General features: G+C 66.3%; 15 protein-coding genes. 11 read left to right on the top strand and 4 right to left on the bottom strand.

Going from position 1 to position 15572, the window contains the following annotated elements; translation table 11 throughout:
• Positions 1 to 96: 96 nt before the first annotated feature.
• Both MUK72_RS12530 and MUK72_RS12525 read left to right on the top strand, forming a co-directional pair.
• Positions 97 to 1461 (top strand): DUF92 domain-containing protein, encoded by a 1365-nt coding sequence (locus MUK72_RS12530; RefSeq protein ID WP_244701361.1) that lies wholly within the window; start codon positions 97 to 99, stop codon positions 1459 to 1461.
• A complete protein-coding gene (locus MUK72_RS12525; RefSeq protein ID WP_244701358.1) occupies positions 1458 to 1874 on the top strand; it encodes a GNAT family N-acetyltransferase in 417 nt (138 codons plus the stop codon). Before MUK72_RS12530 ends, MUK72_RS12525 begins: the two co-directional genes overlap by 4 nt.
• On the opposite strand, the gene dnaG is transcribed toward MUK72_RS12525, so the two are convergent.
• Positions 1853 to 3274: a DNA primase DnaG gene (gene dnaG / locus MUK72_RS12520; protein WP_244701355.1), complete on the bottom strand. Its 1422-nt coding sequence runs from the start codon at positions 3272 to 3274 to the stop codon at positions 1853 to 1855. The two genes, MUK72_RS12525 and dnaG, sit on opposite strands and share 22 nt — an antisense overlap.
• 182 nt (positions 3275 to 3456) lie before the next feature.
• Here dnaG and MUK72_RS12515 point away from each other — a divergent pair, with 182 nt between their 5' ends.
• The 4 genes from MUK72_RS12515 to MUK72_RS12500 all read left to right on the top strand — a co-directional run bounded on the left by MUK72_RS12515 (position 3457) and on the right by MUK72_RS12500 (position 6527).
• Positions 3457 to 3732, top strand: a complete 276-nt coding sequence (locus MUK72_RS12515; protein ID WP_004055486.1) for a 4a-hydroxytetrahydrobiopterin dehydratase — start codon at positions 3457 to 3459, stop codon at positions 3730 to 3732.
• 61 nt (positions 3733 to 3793) lie between these two features.
• A complete protein-coding gene (locus tag MUK72_RS12510; protein WP_244701352.1) occupies positions 3794 to 4417 on the top strand; it encodes an HAD family hydrolase in 624 nt (207 codons plus the stop codon).
• A gap of 49 nt (positions 4418 to 4466) precedes the next feature.
• A complete protein-coding gene (locus MUK72_RS12505) occupies positions 4467 to 5297 on the top strand; it encodes an MBL fold metallo-hydrolase (RefSeq protein ID WP_244701350.1) in 831 nt (276 codons plus the stop codon).
• 54 nt (positions 5298 to 5351) lie between these two features.
• Entirely contained in the window at positions 5352 to 6527 is a 1176-nt protein-coding gene (locus tag MUK72_RS12500) for a hypothetical protein (protein WP_244701347.1), read from the top strand.
• A 1-nt stretch (position 6528) separates the two neighbouring features.
• On the opposite strand, the gene MUK72_RS12495 is transcribed toward MUK72_RS12500, so the two are convergent.
• Together MUK72_RS12495 and MUK72_RS12490 are read right to left on the bottom strand one after the other, a co-directional pair.
• Positions 6529 to 8295, bottom strand: a complete 1767-nt coding sequence (locus MUK72_RS12495) for a cbb3-type cytochrome c oxidase subunit I (protein WP_244701345.1) — start codon at positions 8293 to 8295, stop codon at positions 6529 to 6531.
• 113 nt (positions 8296 to 8408) lie between these two features.
• Positions 8409 to 8912 (bottom strand): DUF6789 family protein, encoded by a 504-nt coding sequence (locus MUK72_RS12490; protein ID WP_244701342.1) that lies wholly within the window; start codon positions 8910 to 8912, stop codon positions 8409 to 8411.
• A gap of 175 nt (positions 8913 to 9087) precedes the next feature.
• On the opposite strand from MUK72_RS12490, the gene aceA reads away from it, so the two are divergent.
• From aceA to rpiA, 5 genes are all read left to right on the top strand, one after another.
• A complete protein-coding gene (gene aceA / locus MUK72_RS12485; protein ID WP_244701339.1) occupies positions 9088 to 10143 on the top strand; it encodes an isocitrate lyase in 1056 nt (351 codons plus the stop codon).
• A 141-nt stretch (positions 10144 to 10284) separates the two neighbouring features.
• Positions 10285 to 11601, top strand: coding sequence for a malate synthase AceB (aceB, locus tag MUK72_RS12480; protein ID WP_244701336.1), 1317 nt, complete (start codon positions 10285 to 10287; stop codon positions 11599 to 11601).
• Positions 11602 to 11653: 52 nt separating this feature from the next.
• Complete coding sequence (locus MUK72_RS12475) at positions 11654 to 12655, top strand: AIR synthase family protein (protein WP_244701332.1); 1002 nt, start codon at positions 11654 to 11656, stop codon at positions 12653 to 12655.
• A gap of 126 nt (positions 12656 to 12781) precedes the next feature.
• Complete coding sequence (locus MUK72_RS12470; RefSeq protein WP_244701329.1) at positions 12782 to 13822, top strand: NADP-dependent phosphogluconate dehydrogenase; 1041 nt, start codon at positions 12782 to 12784, stop codon at positions 13820 to 13822.
• Positions 13823 to 13824: 2 nt separating this feature from the next.
• On the top strand, positions 13825 to 14694 hold the full coding sequence (gene rpiA, locus MUK72_RS12465; protein WP_244701325.1) for a ribose-5-phosphate isomerase RpiA: 870 nt from the start codon (positions 13825 to 13827) through the stop codon (positions 14692 to 14694).
• 1 nt (position 14695) lies between these two features.
• Here rpiA and MUK72_RS12460 read toward each other — a convergent pair whose 3' ends face one another.
• Complete coding sequence (locus MUK72_RS12460; protein WP_244701322.1) at positions 14696 to 15562, bottom strand: fumarylacetoacetate hydrolase family protein; 867 nt, start codon at positions 15560 to 15562, stop codon at positions 14696 to 14698.
• Between the last annotated feature and the right edge of the window lie 10 nt (positions 15563 to 15572).

Raw genomic sequence — 15572 nt, 5'->3', positions numbered from 1 at the left:
CGCGCGCCACGGTGGTTGATTTCGGTTGGAGATGGCTGACGGGCGGTCGCTGGCGGCTTCGGGAGCGTTAAGTAGCTATCGGGGAAACGACGGGCAGTGACGTGGCCACTCCGGCGGGCGGGCGCGTTCGCGCTCGTCGGCGCGCTCTCGCTCGCCGCCCCGCTGTTGGGACCGGCCGCCGCCGCTCCCTTCGTGGTCGTCGCCGCGCTCGCGGCGTTCGTCGTCAAGGACGGGCCGGCCTTCGAACTGTTCGCCCGGCCCGGCGATCACGAGGAGCGCGCGCTCTACGGGCTGGCGGGCTTCGCGCTCGCGGCGGCCGGGCTCGCGCTGTTTGCCCCCCTGTTCGGGATGCCGGTCTTCGTCTTCGTCGCAAGCGTCCTCGTGCTCTCGGGCGGCAACCTCGCCGAGGCGGCGGTCCGCCAGCGCCGACACGAACCCGTCGCCGCCACGGTCGCGTTCATCGTCGGCGGGACGCTCGCCGGCGTGTTCGGCCAGCTCGTCGTCGGATTCGCCGCTCCGGCACCGACACCCGCACTCGCGGTCTTTTTCGCCGCGAGCGCAGCGTTGCTCGGCGCGCTGGTTCGGCTCGCGCTGTTCGTTCGCGACGACCCGCTCGTACTGTTCTCGATGGGGTTGCTGCTCTGGCTGCTCGCCGCGCTCGAACCGACGATCACCCCGATCGGTGTCGTGCTCGCACTTCTCGTCACGGCCGGCTTCGGCGCGCTCGCCTACGCGCTCGACACCGCGTCGATCACCGGAATGGTGACGGGCGTTCTCGCGGGACTGCTGATGGTCGTTCTCGGCGGGTTCGGCTGGTTCGCGCTGCTCATCACCTTCTTCGGCGGCGGCGGGCTCGCCGGCAAGTTCCGCTACGATCGGAAGCGAAAGCGCGGGCTCGCCGAGGGCAACGACGGTGCGCGCGGCAGCGCCAACGTGCTCGCGAACTCCGCGGTCGCGCTCGGTGCCGTCCTGGCCTACGCCGCGAGCCCGATGCTGCCGCTCACGAGCGGCCCCTTCGAGTTCGCCTTCGCCGGCTCGCTCGCCGCGGCGATGGCCGACACGCTGTCGAGCGAGATCGGTGGATTGTTCGACACGCCACGGCTCATCACGACGCTCGAACCCGTCCCACCGGGCACCGACGGCGGCGTGACGTGGCAGGGTGCCGTCGCCGGCCTGTTTGGCGCGGTGCTCATCGCCGTGCTCGGCCTTCTCTTTCTCCCGATCTCGCCAGCAGGCGCGATCACGATCACGCTCGCGGGCGTCGCCGGCATGGTCGTCGACAGCCTGCTCGGTGCGCGCTTCGAAAATCGGGCGGTCGGCGAGCTGTTCGCCGGGGCGCTCGCCGGTCTCGCGTTCGCCGACCGCCGTATCGGCAATCAGACGGTGAACTTCCTCGCCACGCTCGCGGCCGCGCTGGTCTGTGCAGCGCTCGCCGCGGCCATCGGTCTCACGGTGCTATGAGCCACCGGATCAGGCCGGCGACGCCCGCCGACCGCCCCCGCCTGCTCGCCATCCAATCGGCATCGCTCGCATCGACCTGGCCGGAGCTGCTCGAAACGGCGATCACCGGGCCGGGGCGCGTGCTCGTTTCGGGTCACACGGCAGTCGGCTACGCGCTCGCGGTCGGCAGCGATCCGACGCATCTCGCCGAACTCGCCGTCGCGCCCGGCCACCGCAACGCGGGCCGCGGCTCGGCGCTGCTGAAGGCCGTCCTCGACGATGGCGACGACTGCCGGCTCACCGCACGCGCGGACGACGAGCGTGCGCGACGGTTTTACGAGCGTCACGGCTTCCGAGTCGATCGTTTCCTCCCCAACCACTACGAACACGGCGACGGCGTGGCGATGGTGTATCAGTCCGACGATCGGAGCTGATCGGCGGTCCGCACTCGCACGTCGGTCGGTCGCTTGACGAACTCGCCGGTCGAGCGTGCGACGATCTGCTCGACGCCGCGTTGGGCGGCCACGTCGAGCACGCGCTGATCGAGTTCGCCGTCGATCACCACTGCCACGGGCACCGCCGACGCCTCCGCGACCGCGTCGAACGTCTCCGCGGCCTCGATGGTCGCAATGACGGTAAAATCGCCGTCGAGCAGTCGTGCCTGATCGGTTTCGTCGTCGATGACGTCCCGAACGTGTGCGCCGAGCGTCGCCGGTTCGTCGGTCTCTTTGATCGCTTCCTCCGACGAAGGTTCGCTCTCGGCCGGCGATTCGTCCTCGTCGATCGATTCGGTCGGTTCGACCGATGGCTCGCCGGTCGGTTCGACGGCCGACTCGACGGCTGCCGTGTCGGATGGTACGCTCCCGGCGTCCGTCGGGGGTGGGCGAGCGGGTGACGGTTCGCCCTCGGCGGTCGTCGTTTCTCCCGGTTCCGAAACTGTTGGCTCGGCCGTCGCGGGTGTGACGCGGTCGGTCGCGGGTGCGGGTCGTGCGCTGCCGTCGGTCGCGGCGACGGCCTCGCGGGGGTTGCCCGCCTCGGCGACGAGCTCGTGGGCGACCTTCCCGCGCAGCGCCTCGTGGACCTCCTCGCGCGAGAGGTCCTCGACGCTCTTGCCGGCGGGTGCGACCGCGACGTACTCCACCTCGCCGACCTGGGCGAGCTCCTTCAGGATGAGATCGCCGCCGCGGTCGCCGTCGAGAAACGCCGTCGTCGTGCGCTCGGTCGTGAGCGTCGCGACCGCGTCGGGCACGTTGGTCCCCTCGACGGCGATGGCGTTCTTGATGCCGTATTCGAGGAGAACGAGCACGTCGGCGCGCCCCTCGACGACGGTGATCGCGTCGCCGTCGGCCACCCGTGGCCCGGCGGGTAACCCCTCGTACTCGGCGACCTCGCCGGTGCGTGCGCTCTCGCGGACCTGTTCGACGAGTTCGGCCGAGCTCATCGTGCTCTCCTCGAAGGCTCCCAGGAGACCTTTCGCACGCTCGACGACCTCGCGGCGTTTCGCGGCCCGGACGTCCTCGATGCGCTCGACGTCGACCGTCGAACGGCAGGGGCCGATGCGATCGATCGTTTCGAGCGATGCAGCGAGAATCGCAGTCTCGACCCTGTCGAGCCCGCTGGCGATGGTGATGCGGCCGAACGACTGGCCGTTCTGCGAGTTGATGCTGACGTCGATGCGGCCGACCTTCGAGGACTGCTGGAGCGTCCGCAAGTCGAGATCGGTGCCCAAGAGTCCCTCCGTCTGGCCGAAGATCGCACCGACGACATCGTTGCGCTCGACGACCCCGTCGGCGGTGACGTCCGCATGGATCAGGTATTTGTCCGTATCCTCCATATCTGAGTGGTGTTCCCCTGTCGGGGTCGGTTTGTGATCGTGATGAACTGCGACACTGATACGTTTCGTACTCGCCCGCCTGAACGGATATACCTACCGCCATGCCCCCTCTCCGTCCGACGTATGTCGGTCGTTGCACCCCGACGGCCAACGTTTATTCCTCTCCTCTTCCATCTCCGACCATGGCAGACGTCCTGTCCGACGAGGAGATCGACGACCGCGCGCCGGAGGGATGGCATCACGAGGGCGACGAGATCGTCCGTACCTACGAGTTCGACGAGTATCTCGACGGGGTCGAATTCGCGAGCGAGGCCGCCGAGATCGCCGACGAGGAGTTCCACCATCCCGAGATCACGATCCGCTACGACGAGGTTGCGATCGCGCTGACGAGCCACGAGGAGGGTGGCGTCACCGATCAGGACATCCAGATGGCCGAGCACTTCGACGACGCACGCTGAGAACCGACGCGTGCTGCCGGCAGAACAGCTATGAGGATCGCGCGCGTACCCGATAAGTCCGATGGAGCTACCCCAGTACGATTTCTGGCTGTGCGACCTCGACGGCACGCTCGTCGACGTCGAATGGACGTACGTCCGTCGGCTGTTCGACCGCGTCGGCGAACGCCTCGGCTACAGCTTCGACGACCGCGAGGCACACACGCTCTGGAACGGTCTCGGCGGGTTCCGCGACGAACAGCTCCGTGAGTGGGGTCTCGACGCCGAGCGCTTCTGGTCGACACTCCATTCCATCGAGGATCCGAGCGCCCGCGCGGCGGCGACCTTCGTCTACGACGACGCCGCCGCGTTCCTCGCGTCGCTCGACGTCCCGGTCGGGATCGTCACCCACTGCCAGCGCTATCTCGCCGAGCCGGTTCTCTCCAAACTCGATCTGCACGGCCGGTTCGAGACGGTCGTCTGCTGTACGAGCGACCTGGGCTGGAAACCCGATCCCGAACCCGTCCGTCTGGCGATCGAGCGAATGGGCGTCGCCGGCGACGACGGCGTGCTCGTCGGCGATGGGCCTCACGACGTCGGTGCGGCGTGGAACGCCGGTCTCGACGGCATTCATCTCGAACGCCACGGCCACGAGCGCCGCGGGCGCTGCGTCCGTGGCGACCACCGCATCTCACGGTTTCCCGTCTGAACCGGCGGCAGATCGCGGGCTTTAGGCACCGCGCCCACCCGGTGTCGGTATGGTCCACAGCGATTGGGACGACTGGCTCGTCGACGAGATCGACGCCGCCGACCCCGACGGCGTCGCGCTCTGGTATCTCGGCTGCAACGGCTTCGCGATCACGGACGGCGCGACGACGCTGTTCATCGACCCGTATCTCGGTACGGGCGACCCGCCACGAACCGTGCGCATGATCCCCGTCCCGTTCGCGCCGAGCGACGTCAGGACAGCCGACGCGATCTTCGCCACGCACGAACACACCGATCACGTCCACGGCCCCTCGCAGGCCCCGATCCTGGAAGTCACCGATGCCACGTTCTACGGCCCGGCCGACAGCATCGCGGTCGCGCGCGAGGAGGAATCCTGGACCGACGAGTGGGACGTTGCAGCCGATCAGCTCGTCGAACTGGCGGTCGAAGACACCGTCGAACTCGGTGAATTCACCGTCACGGTCGAGACGGCACACGACCCCGACGCCACCCAGCCGGTGAGCTACGTCGTCGACCACCCGGGGGGGACCTTCTTCCACGGCGGCGATACGAAACCCGACACGAGCCTCGAACCCGTCGGCGAGCGCCACGATATCGATCTCGGTGCGCTCGCGTTCGGTTCGACCGGGCTGCTTCCCGACAAGCAGACCGGCGAACTGACCGAGAAACGCTGGTACTGCGACGAAAACGAGATCGTCGAAGCCGCCGGACAGCTCCGGATCGACCGCCTCGTGCCCACCCACTGGGACATGTGGAAGGGGCTGACGGCCGACCCGACGGCGCTGTCTCACCACGCTCGAAGCTACGATTATCCCTCGGATCTCGAAATTGCCGAGATCGGCGATCGCATCGAACTCTGAGGACCGGTGATACGGCGCTGAACGTTTAAGGGAGTTCGTGACCGATCGTTCGGCATGAGTGGTTCTGACATGGACGAACGGACGATCACCGAGGACGGCATCACGCTCACGAAAACGTATGAAACCGACGAGTTCCCCGTCCCGACGGTCGACTTCCGCCTCCGTTCGGAGCGCGACGACGAGGCGATGGTCCGACTGGTCGATTCCATCCCCGAGGGCGTTCCGGCGGCGGATCTCGGCTTCCATCCCGACTACGGTGGCGACGACTGGATCGTCGAGGGCGACAGCGCGGTCTTCGAGCACCGCCTCGCGGCCGACGAGGAGTATCGAACCGTCTACGGCGTGCGAACCGACGATCACGACCCCGAACGGTTCATGACCGATCCGACGGTCGAGATCGGCGACTCCGACGGCGGGGCATCGACTACCGATGTGCCCGACGCCGAGGGTGGAACCGATGCCGACGACATCGCTCCCGAACCCGCTACCGACGGATCGGCTGGCGACGACACCGAGGATTCGGCCGCCACGTCGGGTCGCGACAGCAGTCAGGCCGCCCGCGACGTCATCGCCGGCGATCGCGACGTTGCGGATCCCGATGGCGACGATGCCATCGAGGAGGTCGACATCTCGGGAGCCGAGGCGGCTGCGGCGGACGGGGCCGGAGAATCCGGCGGAACGAACACGGCAGATGGCCAGCCACGCGACGGCGAGGCCGATACGGGCGATGACGGCATTACCGAGGGCGACGTCGGGGCGGCGCTGGCGGCCGAACTCCGCGCTGGCGACCTCGCGGCGGCCGATCGCGAACTGCTCGCCGAGGAACTCGACACCGACGACGCCGGCAGCGAGGTGCGTCTCACCCATCTCCAGTCGCGGATCAGCGATCTCGAAGCCTACACCGATGCGCTGGAGGAGTTCATCGACGAGAACGGGCCGGCCCGCCAGCTCATCGAGGATCTGACCGATCAGGTCGCGACGATCGAGGACGAGCTCGCGGCGCTCGACGAGCGGACGAGCGAGACCGAAGCGGCCATCGAGCGCCTCGACGCGGCCGTCGAGACGAACGCCGACGACATCGCGGCGCTCGACGAGAACATCGACGACACCGAGGGTGCCATCGATACGACACAGGAGTCGGTCGCGGAGCTCCGGGCGGACGTCGAGGAGATCGAGGAATGGCGCGAACGGATTTCGAGCGTGCTCGGCGGCGTCTCCGAGGAGTCCTGATTCAGTCGTCGTCGGGTTCGCCGCCGTCGGTGCCGTAGCGGTCGGCGAGTTTCTGCTCGAACCACTGCCACTCCCGGGTGAAGGCGTCGTCGCGTTTGAGCTTCCAGACGTCGGCGTCGCGGACGCGCGGGCCGACGCGATAGGACTGCACCATGTTCCACAGCCAGAGCAACACGCCGATGCCGATGATAAATGCGCCGACGGAGGCGACCTGTTGGAGCATGGCGAACTGTTCTGGGTAGTTGGCGTATCGCCGTGGCAGGCCGAGCGCGCCCATGATGAGCATCGAGCCGAACGTTATCGGGACGCCGATGATGGTGAGAACCGCCTGCAGCCGTGCGAGGAGCGTATCGTACATTCGCCCCGTGATGATCGGATACCAGTAGTAGCTCGCCGCGAACATCATCATCGGGATGATCCCCATGACGATGAAGTGGAAGTGGCCGACGACGAAGTAGGTGTCGTGCACCACGAGATCGATGGGGATCGCCGCCAGGAAGACGCCCGTGACGCCGCCGAGGATGAACGTCCCGATCGAGCCGACGGCGAAGATCATCGGCGCGGTCAGACGGATCCGGCCGTCGTACATCGTCGAGATCCAGTTGAACACCTTGACGGCGCTCGGGACGGCGATCGCGAGCGAGACGAACATGAAACTCGCCCGCACGCGCGGGTCGATCCCGGTCGAGAACATGTGGTGTGCCCAGACGCCAAAGGAGAGCACGCCGATGGCCAGCGTCGAGTAGACGATGAACTTGAAGCCGAACAGTTTGCGCGAGGAGAACTTCGGGAGGATCGTGCTCACCAGCCCCGTGGCCGGCAGGAAGATGATGTACACCTCCGGGTGGCCGAAGAACCAGAACAGATGTTGCCAGAGGATGGGGCCACCGCCCTCGACGAGATAGAACGTCGTCCCGAAGTTGCGATCGAGCAGCATCATGATGACGGCGCTGCCGAGCAGGGGGAAGGCGAACAGGACGATGCCGCTGGTCGAGAGCATCGTCCAGCTGAAGATGTCGATGTCGGGCCAGCCGATGTCGTCACCGCGCTCGGAGACGACGGTGATGATGAAGTTGATCGCGCCGAGGGTGGTTGCAATACCGCTCAGATGCAGGCCCAGGAGGAGTAGGTCGACCTGCGGGTTTCCGCTCTGAATCGAGAGCGGTGCGTACAGCGTCCAGCCGGTCTCCGGGGGATGGAGCGCTTCGAGAAACGGGATCTTCACGCCGACCGTCGAGAGGAGTTTGCCGAGCGCGTCGGCGGGCAGTCCCGCCCGCGAGAGCAGCAGCGACGGCGGCAGCATCCAGAAGGCGATGGCGTTGATCCGCGGGAACGCCATGTCGTCGGCGTCGAGCAAGAGCGGCAGGAAGTAGTTGGCGATGCCGAAGAAGACGGGCGTGACGAAGAAAAACAGCATCGTGATGCCATGGGTGGTGAACAGACCGTTGTAGGTTGCTGCGGTCCAGACATCGGCCGTCGGCGTCAGCAGTTCGGTCCGGATCATCATCGCCTCCGTACCGCCCCACAGCGCCGCCACGGTGCCGAAGACGAGATAGAGGATGCCGATGTCCTTGTGATCGACGGTCGTCAGCCAGCGCAACAGGCCCGACTGTTTCTCGGCGTGTTCGACATCTGTCTCACCGCCGGAGAGATAGCCGCCGTCGGGGCGTGGGATCGGCGATGACCAGCCCTTGGTTTGCAGGAACCGTGTCCCGAGTGCAACCAGCAGAACGGCGATGATCGCCAGCACGACACCACCTCCGATCATGGCCGTTCCTCCACAGCTGCCGGTCGTCGATCCGGAACCATGGCTCGCCTACTCGGCCCCCGTGTATAAACGTAAGTTCACCCGTTGGTTTGACCGGTTCCATCGACAACCGTTCAGCCAGCGAGCCGGCCGTAGATGCTGCCGAACGCGAAGCCGTAGGCGAGATGGGCGAGCACGGAAAAGCCGACGTAGATGACGAGGATCGGCCCCGTGATCGAGCCCCGGCCGACGACGACGAACACGATCCCGATGATGGCGGCGAAGGCCACCGCCCGGGCTGCGGGGTCGGGACCGAACGGGAGATACTCCTCGATGGCGACGAACAGCGCCGGCCAGACGACGACGGTGACGATCGCGAACAGCGCGATGGCGATCAGTGGCCGGCCATCGATGCCGAGAAAACGGCCGACGACGGCTGCGACCGACAGCGTGCCCCGCGCCTGCGTGTCGAGAACGAGCAGGAATCCGCCCAACACCATCGTCCCGACGAGGCCGCCGGTGATCGCACGCAGCGCCCTGTGCATGTCCGGCTCTCGGTCGACGGGACGAAAAAGTCCGGGCATCCGTGCCGGCCGCGCCTCTCCGTCGATCGTCTCTTCGTCCGTTATCCCACCCATGCTACCGTCCGACATTTATATCCGCTAGATGCCTTCCGCATCGGGAAAGCATCTAATGAATATTATCATGAAAGATCATAACAGTTTTTACCCTCCTCGCTGTCGGTGCCGATGCGGTCGGCGAGCGGGTCGCGCCGTCCCCGCCTGGGGTCCGCTCGCCGCCACGAGACCAACCATGCCAACGCCAACGGAACTCATCGGAGACACGGACGTCTTCACGAAGGACGTCGACAACCCCGCAGCCCGCGAGCTGCGCGAAATGCTGGACGAACAGGACTACGTCTTCGCGCCGGGGATGTATCACGCCCTCGACGCCCGGCTCGCCGAGATGGCCGACCACGACGCCGCCTACATGAGCGGCTATTCGACCGTTCTGGGCCAGTTCGGCTTCCCCGACCTGGAGATGGTGACGATGACCGAGATGGTCGAGAACGCCAAACGAATGGTCGAGGCCACCAATCTCCCGGTGATCGCCGACTGCGACACCGGCTACGGTGGCATCCACAACGTCCGCCGCGCCGTCCGCGAGTACGAGAAGGCCGGCGTCGCGGCGATCCACATCGAGGATCAGGTGACGCCGAAGCGCTGTGGCCACATCGCAGGCAAGCAGATCGTCTCGCGCGAGGACGCACAGGCGCGCTTCGAGGCGGCCGTCGACGCCAAACAGTCCGAGGACACGGTGATCATCGCGCGCACGGACGCCTACGGCTCGGCGAACGGCGACTGGGAGGAACATCTCGAACGCGGCCGGCTGTACGCCGACGCCGGCGTCGACATCGTCTGGCCAGAGATGCCCGATCCCAGTCGCGAGGACGCCGTCGACTACGCCGAGACGATCCACGAAACCCACCCGGAGCTCGATCTGGCGTTCAACTACTCCAGCTCGTTCGCGTGGTCCGAACAGGACGACCCGCTCACGTTCCAGGAGCTGGGCGATCTGGGTTACAGTTACCAGTTCATCACGCTGTTCGCGCTGCACTCGGGGGCGCACGCCGCCTACGAGGACATGAAGAACCTCGCGGAGAACGCCGAGCAGGGTCAGTTCGACCTGGAGGAGAAGTATCTCGGCCACGAGACCGAGAGCCATCACGAGCTCTCCTTCGTCGACAAGTTCCAGGAGATCGAGATGGAGTTCGATCCCGAGGCGCGCTCGCGCATCGAGGGGTCGGAGGGCTTCTCCGAGGACGAACGCGATCCGCTCACCGCCGAGGCCGACGGCGACGACGACTGAACGCCACGAACGGCGTTCGCGTCGTCGGATCGAAACAGACAGTACCCCGTCGGTCCACTGGGCGAGTGTCCATGCGACGTGGCAGCGAATGCATGTATAGTCAGCCAGCGACGCCCGGCAGCGATACAGCCATCTACTGATATGAACGCAAAAAACCACGACAAGCGACTCCACGAGCGGCAGTTCGTCAGGACGTTTTTCACCTCGCCGACGGCGGTCGAGGGCGAGGAGGACTCGGCGAAGATGATCCGCAGCGCGAGCGGGCTGCGCGGAATGCAGGCACCGGACGTGTGGGTGCCGGACAACGAAGATGCAACGGCCCCGTCGATGCGCGACGAGGGTGCGGCGAACATCGTCGAGGTAGTTTCGGAGAACGGCGACGAATTCCCCGGCGAGATTCACCCGCGCGTCGTCTGGCACCGCGACAGCCCCGAGACACGCCATCAGGGGCTCAAGCGGATGCTGTCGATCGCCGACCCCGAGAAGGGTGCTGTCGAGAACCTCGACGGGTTCGTGATCCCGGAAGTGGGTGGGATCGACGACTGGAAGAAAGCCGACGAGTTCATCACGATCGTCGAGCACGAGCACGGGCTCGAAGAAGGCTCGCTGGCGATGTCGGTGATCGTCGAGTCGGGTGCAGCGGAGCTCGCGATGGGCGACCTCCGAGAGGAGATGGGCAAGCCGACCAATAATCTGGAGCGGCTGTTCATGCTCGTGGATGGCGAGGTCGACTACACGAAGGACATGCGCGCGATCACGCCCACCGGAAACCTGCCGGCGTGGCCGGAACTGCGCCACAACACCTCGCGCGGTGCGAGCGCGGCAGGGTTGATCTCGGTCGACGGGCCCTACGACGACATCCGCGATGTCGAGGGCTACCGCGAGCGCATGACCGCCAACCAGGCCAAGGGGATGCTCGGCATCTGGTCGCTCACTCCTGGACAGGTGGTCGAGGCCAACAGGTCCGGACTCCCGCCCGAGAGCGGACGATGGCTGCTCGACGACGGCAGCCAGCAGGTCGCCCTCGAAAGCGACGGTGACACGGAAGTGTACACGGGCGATCGGCTCTCGCTATCGGAAGACGGTGACGGCTACACGCTGACGGTCGGGAGCGACGAACGCAACCTCGACGAGGACGAACTCAGCGAGGAGCTGCTCGACATGGTCGAGTACGTCCCGAGCATGGACGACATCGTCGACTCGATGGAGCAGTTCGAGGAAGCCAGAGATGCCGGGACGGGTGCGATCGCGATGGAGCGAGCGGCGACCATCGAGATCGACGATATCTCGGTGGACGTCTCGAACGATCGGATGTGGGACGAGGCGACCTATCAGGCGTCGATGACGCCCGTCAGCCTCTTCCAGGACGTCTACGAACACCGCCCGGACCAGCACGACGAGCTCGAAGAGCTCTACAGTCCCAACGTCGTCGAGCGTGCGACGAACGTCGGCAACTGAGCGGTCCGATCCGAACCGAACACCGTTTTTATCGGTAGCGAGTAACGCCGTCATGCCAGCATACGGCAAAGTCGATAGCGCCTTCTTCGACGAGCATATCTACCCGCATCTCGGTGCCGAGCGCGAGGAGGTCGCCGTCGGCCCACAGCATGGCGTCGACTTCGGGGTCATCGATTTCGACGACCGATCGCTGGTCGTCGCCACCGATCCGATCTCCGTTCTCCCGGAGCTCGGCTTCGAGCGCGCGGGTCGGTTCGCCTTCGAGGTCGTCTGTGCCGACGTCGCGGTCTCGGGGCTCCCGCCGGCCTATCTCTCGCTCGACTTCACGCTCCCGCCGTCAATGACCGACGCGGAGTTCGCCACCTTCTGGCAGGCGTTCGACCGTGAGGCCAGTGATCTGGGTGCGAGCGTCGTCGCGGGCCACACCGCCCGCTACGAGGGCTGTTCGTTCCCCTGGGTCGGTGGCGCGACGGTGATGGGTGTCGGCGATCGGGCCGAGATCGTTCGCCCGGACGGCGCGCGCCCCGGCGACACCCTCCTTCTGACGACCGGTCCCGCGGTCGAGGCGGTCGGCCTGCTGACGACGCTGTTCGGCGACGAGATGGAGCTGCTCGAATCGACGATCGATACGGCCCGCGAGCGCCTCGACGACGCGCGAGCTGTGCGCGACGCGCTCGCGGCCGCAGCCGCCGGCCCGGTGACGGCGATGCACGACGTGACCGAGGGTGGGCTCCGCGGTGCGCTCTGCGAGATGACCGCGAGCACTGGCGTGCGCTTCGACGTCGACCGCGAGCGCGTCCCGATGCGTCCCGGTGTCGAACCCGTCTGCGAATATCTCGACATCGATCCCTGGGCGGCGACCAGCGCCGGATCGCTCCTGATCGCGGTCGATTCTTCCGGAGTTGACCCCGTTCTCGACGCGCTCGAATCCCGCGGGACGACCGCGGCCGTCGTCGGCGAGGTTTCCGCAGGAAGCGGGGCGTACGCCGACGGCGAGCGGATCGAACCACCCGCCGCGGACCCGTCGTGGGACGTCTACGCCGACTACGTTTAGTGACTCAGACGGGCCGACGAATGCAGGCGACAGTTCTATACTCTCGTGCTGTGAGGTGAGTGACGAACGGCACGCGATCGAGCGGATCGTAGCGATGGAACGACAGCGGCTTAGCAGGACCCATTCATGTCAGACACTGACCTTGAACTCGGCATCGTCGGATTGGGAAAGATCGGCGGCAACCTCGCGAAACAGGCCGTCGAGAAGGACGTTCGGGTGGTCGGTTTCGATACGGCCGACCGCCCGGAGCTCGAAGAGGAGGGGGTCGAGGTCCACGACGCGGGCGCGTACGACACGCTCGTCGACGAGCTCGACGCGCCGCGGGTGATCTACCTCTCGCTGCCCGCCGGCCCGATGATCGACGACGAACTCGACGACCTGCTCGATCATCTGGTGGAGGGCGACGTCGTGATGGACGGCGGCAACTCCTTCTGGCGCGACTCGATCCGCCGCGAGGAGCGCGCGTGGGAGAAGGGGATCTACTATCTCGATACGGGCACCAGCGGTGGCCCGCCGCGCGCGAGCGAGGGGGCCTGCTTCATGGTTGGGGGACGGGAGGAGGGGTTCGAGATCGCCGAGCCGTATCTCGACCTGCTCTCGGTCGACGGCGGACTCCTTCATACTGGGCCGCCGGGTAGCGGCCACTTCGTCAAACTCGTCCACAACGGCATCGAGTTCGGCATGCTCCAGTCGATCGCCGAGGGCGTCGAACTCCTCGAAGCGGGCCAGTTCGATCTCGACATGGCCGACGTCTTCCACAACTGGTCGAACGGGGCGGTCATCGAGAGCTGGCTCGTCGAATTGATGGAGAAGGGGCTACGCAAGGAGGATCAGCAGGAGGACGCCCCGGATTTCGACGACATTCCGAACTACATCGAGGACACCGGCGAGGTCAACTGGCTCGTGAGCGAGGCGTACAAGGGCGAGACACCCATTCCCGTCATCAGCCAGTCGGTCACCGAACTGTTCAAATCACGTGGCAACCAACGTCACGCCTACCGAGCCATCGCGATGATGCGTCACGGCTTCGGTGAGCACCCCTTCGGCGAGGACGAGGGTATCAGGAGCGAACGCCTGCACGGACGGGTCGACAACGAGGCACGCCACGATCTCCGCGACGAGGACGACGTCGACCCGGTCGGACCGCTCGCCGACGAGGAGGACTAACCATGGCAAAGGAATTCATCGACGACGAGAACGGTATCCACGTTTGGGCCGAAACCGAGGACGAAGTGGTCGAAAACGCCCGCGAGGAGCTCGACGCGGCGGGCGTCGAGACGGACGACTCGGAGATCCGCGAGCAGATCGCCATCATCCCGTCGCCACGGCGCATCAAGAGCGGCACCGATGGCGTCTTCGACGAGCGCCGGCGACGGGGTGGCGAGCGCACCACGCAAGACGTCGTCGAGAGCGGGATGGACGTCGGCCTCGGCACCGGCAGCACGACCGCGTGGGCGGTCGCCGAGATCGGGCGGCTGCTCCGCGAGGGTGAGCTGGAGGACGTCCGCGGCGTCGCCACGTCGCTCCAGAGCCACGAGCTCGCCAAGGAGGCAGGCATCCCGCTCGTCAATCTCGACGAAGTGACCGAACTCGACGTGACCATCGACGGCGCGGACCAGTATTCAGAAGAGGAGCCAACGGTCATCAAGGGTGGCGGTGGCGCACACGCCCGCGAGAAGATCATCGACGCGATGGCAGATCGACTAGTTATCGCCACCGACGAGGAGAAAGCCACCGACCCGCTCGACTATCCTGTACCAGTAGAGGTGATGCCCGACGCACGCGAAGTCGTCGCCGAGGACCTCCGAGATGTCGGCGGCGACCCCGAACTCCGAATGGCCGAGCGCAAGGACGGCCCCCTGTTCACCGCGAACGGCAACCTCGTCATCGACTGCGACTTCGGCGGGCTCGACGACACCAGCGGGACCGCCCGCGACATCGAGCAGATCCCCGGTGTGCTCGAACACGGGATCTTCCTCGATATGGTCGACGACGTCTATCTCGGGACCAGCGAGGACGTCGACACGGTCTCGTTCTGAGCTAAACCGTCGTTACCCCGTTTTCGAGCCGACCGACGTTCTCGATCCCGATGGCGATCTCGTCGTCGGCTTCGAGCGTGAACTCTTCGGGAACCAGCGACGTGCCTGTGAGGAGAACGGCGAGCTCGGGCGTCGTGTTGTGGCGATTCAGATACGAGACGAGTTCCTCAGGCGAGCGCACGAGCTGGGAGGTCGAGGTGCTGTCGTCGAACATGACCTCGTCGTCGCGTTCGATTCGCATCGAGAGTTCGAGGTCCTGCGGATCGCCGACGGTTTCGGGCGAGGCGATCGCGGGCCCGATGGCACAGCAGCGGTCGTAAATTTTGGCCTGCGGGAGATACAGTGGATTATCGCCCTCGATCGAGCGGCTGCTCATGTCGTTGCCGACGGTGTAGCCGACGATGTCGCCCCGGTGGACGACCACCGCGAGTTCGGGTTCGGGCACGTCCCAGTCGGAATCGCCGCGGATTCCCACTTTCTCGCCCGGTCCCACGGTTCGCGAGGCGGTGGCTTTGAAGAACAGTTCCGGTCGATCGCCCTCGAATACGCCCTGATAGATCTCGCCGCGACCGCTCTCCTCCTCGCGGGCGTCGCTACTCACCTGGTAGGTGACGCCGGCGGCCCACACCTCGTCGGGAACAGCGGGCATCGTCGCGCGCGTGGCGACCGAATCGGCGTCGAGCAGCGGCGCGTCCGCAGTCAGCCCTTCCACGACGCCGTCGATGCCCGTCCCGAGCACGTCGGCGACGTTCGCCAGCGCGGCGAACGAGTCGAGTCCCTCGCGCGCGGCCGTGAGATCGTAGGCCTTCTCGCCGTCGCGGGCGACGAGTCGCGCCGCCCCGTCCTCGATCGTGCGGTAGTAGCGCATACCGGACCGT

Source organism: Halococcus dombrowskii (genome assembly GCF_022870485.1).
GTDB classification, from domain to species: domain Archaea; phylum Halobacteriota; class Halobacteria; order Halobacteriales; family Halococcaceae; genus Halococcus; species Halococcus morrhuae.
The sequence above is the reverse complement of the archived record's forward strand: the minus strand, read 5'-3'. Positions and strand labels throughout refer to the sequence as shown.

Coding starts and splice junctions, on each gene's coding strand:
- MUK72_RS12525 (WP_244701358.1), top strand. CDS start 1,458: ATGAGCCACCGGATCAGGCCGGCGACGCCCGCCGACCGCCCCCGCCTG.
- dnaG (WP_244701355.1), bottom strand. CDS start 3,274: ATGGAGGATACGGACAAATACCTGATCCATGCGGACGTCACCGCCGAC.
- MUK72_RS12515 (WP_004055486.1), top strand. CDS start 3,457: ATGGCAGACGTCCTGTCCGACGAGGAGATCGACGACCGCGCGCCGGAG.
- MUK72_RS12510 (WP_244701352.1), top strand. CDS start 3,794: ATGGAGCTACCCCAGTACGATTTCTGGCTGTGCGACCTCGACGGCACG.
- MUK72_RS12505 (WP_244701350.1), top strand. CDS start 4,467: ATGGTCCACAGCGATTGGGACGACTGGCTCGTCGACGAGATCGACGCC.
- MUK72_RS12500 (WP_244701347.1), top strand. CDS start 5,352: ATGAGTGGTTCTGACATGGACGAACGGACGATCACCGAGGACGGCATC.
- MUK72_RS12495 (WP_244701345.1), bottom strand. CDS start 8,295: ATGATCGGAGGTGGTGTCGTGCTGGCGATCATCGCCGTTCTGCTGGTT.
- MUK72_RS12490 (WP_244701342.1), bottom strand. CDS start 8,912: ATGGGTGGGATAACGGACGAAGAGACGATCGACGGAGAGGCGCGGCCG.
- aceA (WP_244701339.1), top strand. CDS start 9,088: ATGCCAACGCCAACGGAACTCATCGGAGACACGGACGTCTTCACGAAG.
- aceB (WP_244701336.1), top strand. CDS start 10,285: ATGAACGCAAAAAACCACGACAAGCGACTCCACGAGCGGCAGTTCGTC.
- MUK72_RS12475 (WP_244701332.1), top strand. CDS start 11,654: ATGCCAGCATACGGCAAAGTCGATAGCGCCTTCTTCGACGAGCATATC.
- MUK72_RS12470 (WP_244701329.1), top strand. CDS start 12,782: ATGTCAGACACTGACCTTGAACTCGGCATCGTCGGATTGGGAAAGATC.
- rpiA (WP_244701325.1), top strand. CDS start 13,825: ATGGCAAAGGAATTCATCGACGACGAGAACGGTATCCACGTTTGGGCC.
- MUK72_RS12460 (WP_244701322.1), bottom strand. CDS start 15,562: ATGCGCTACTACCGCACGATCGAGGACGGGGCGGCGCGACTCGTCGCC.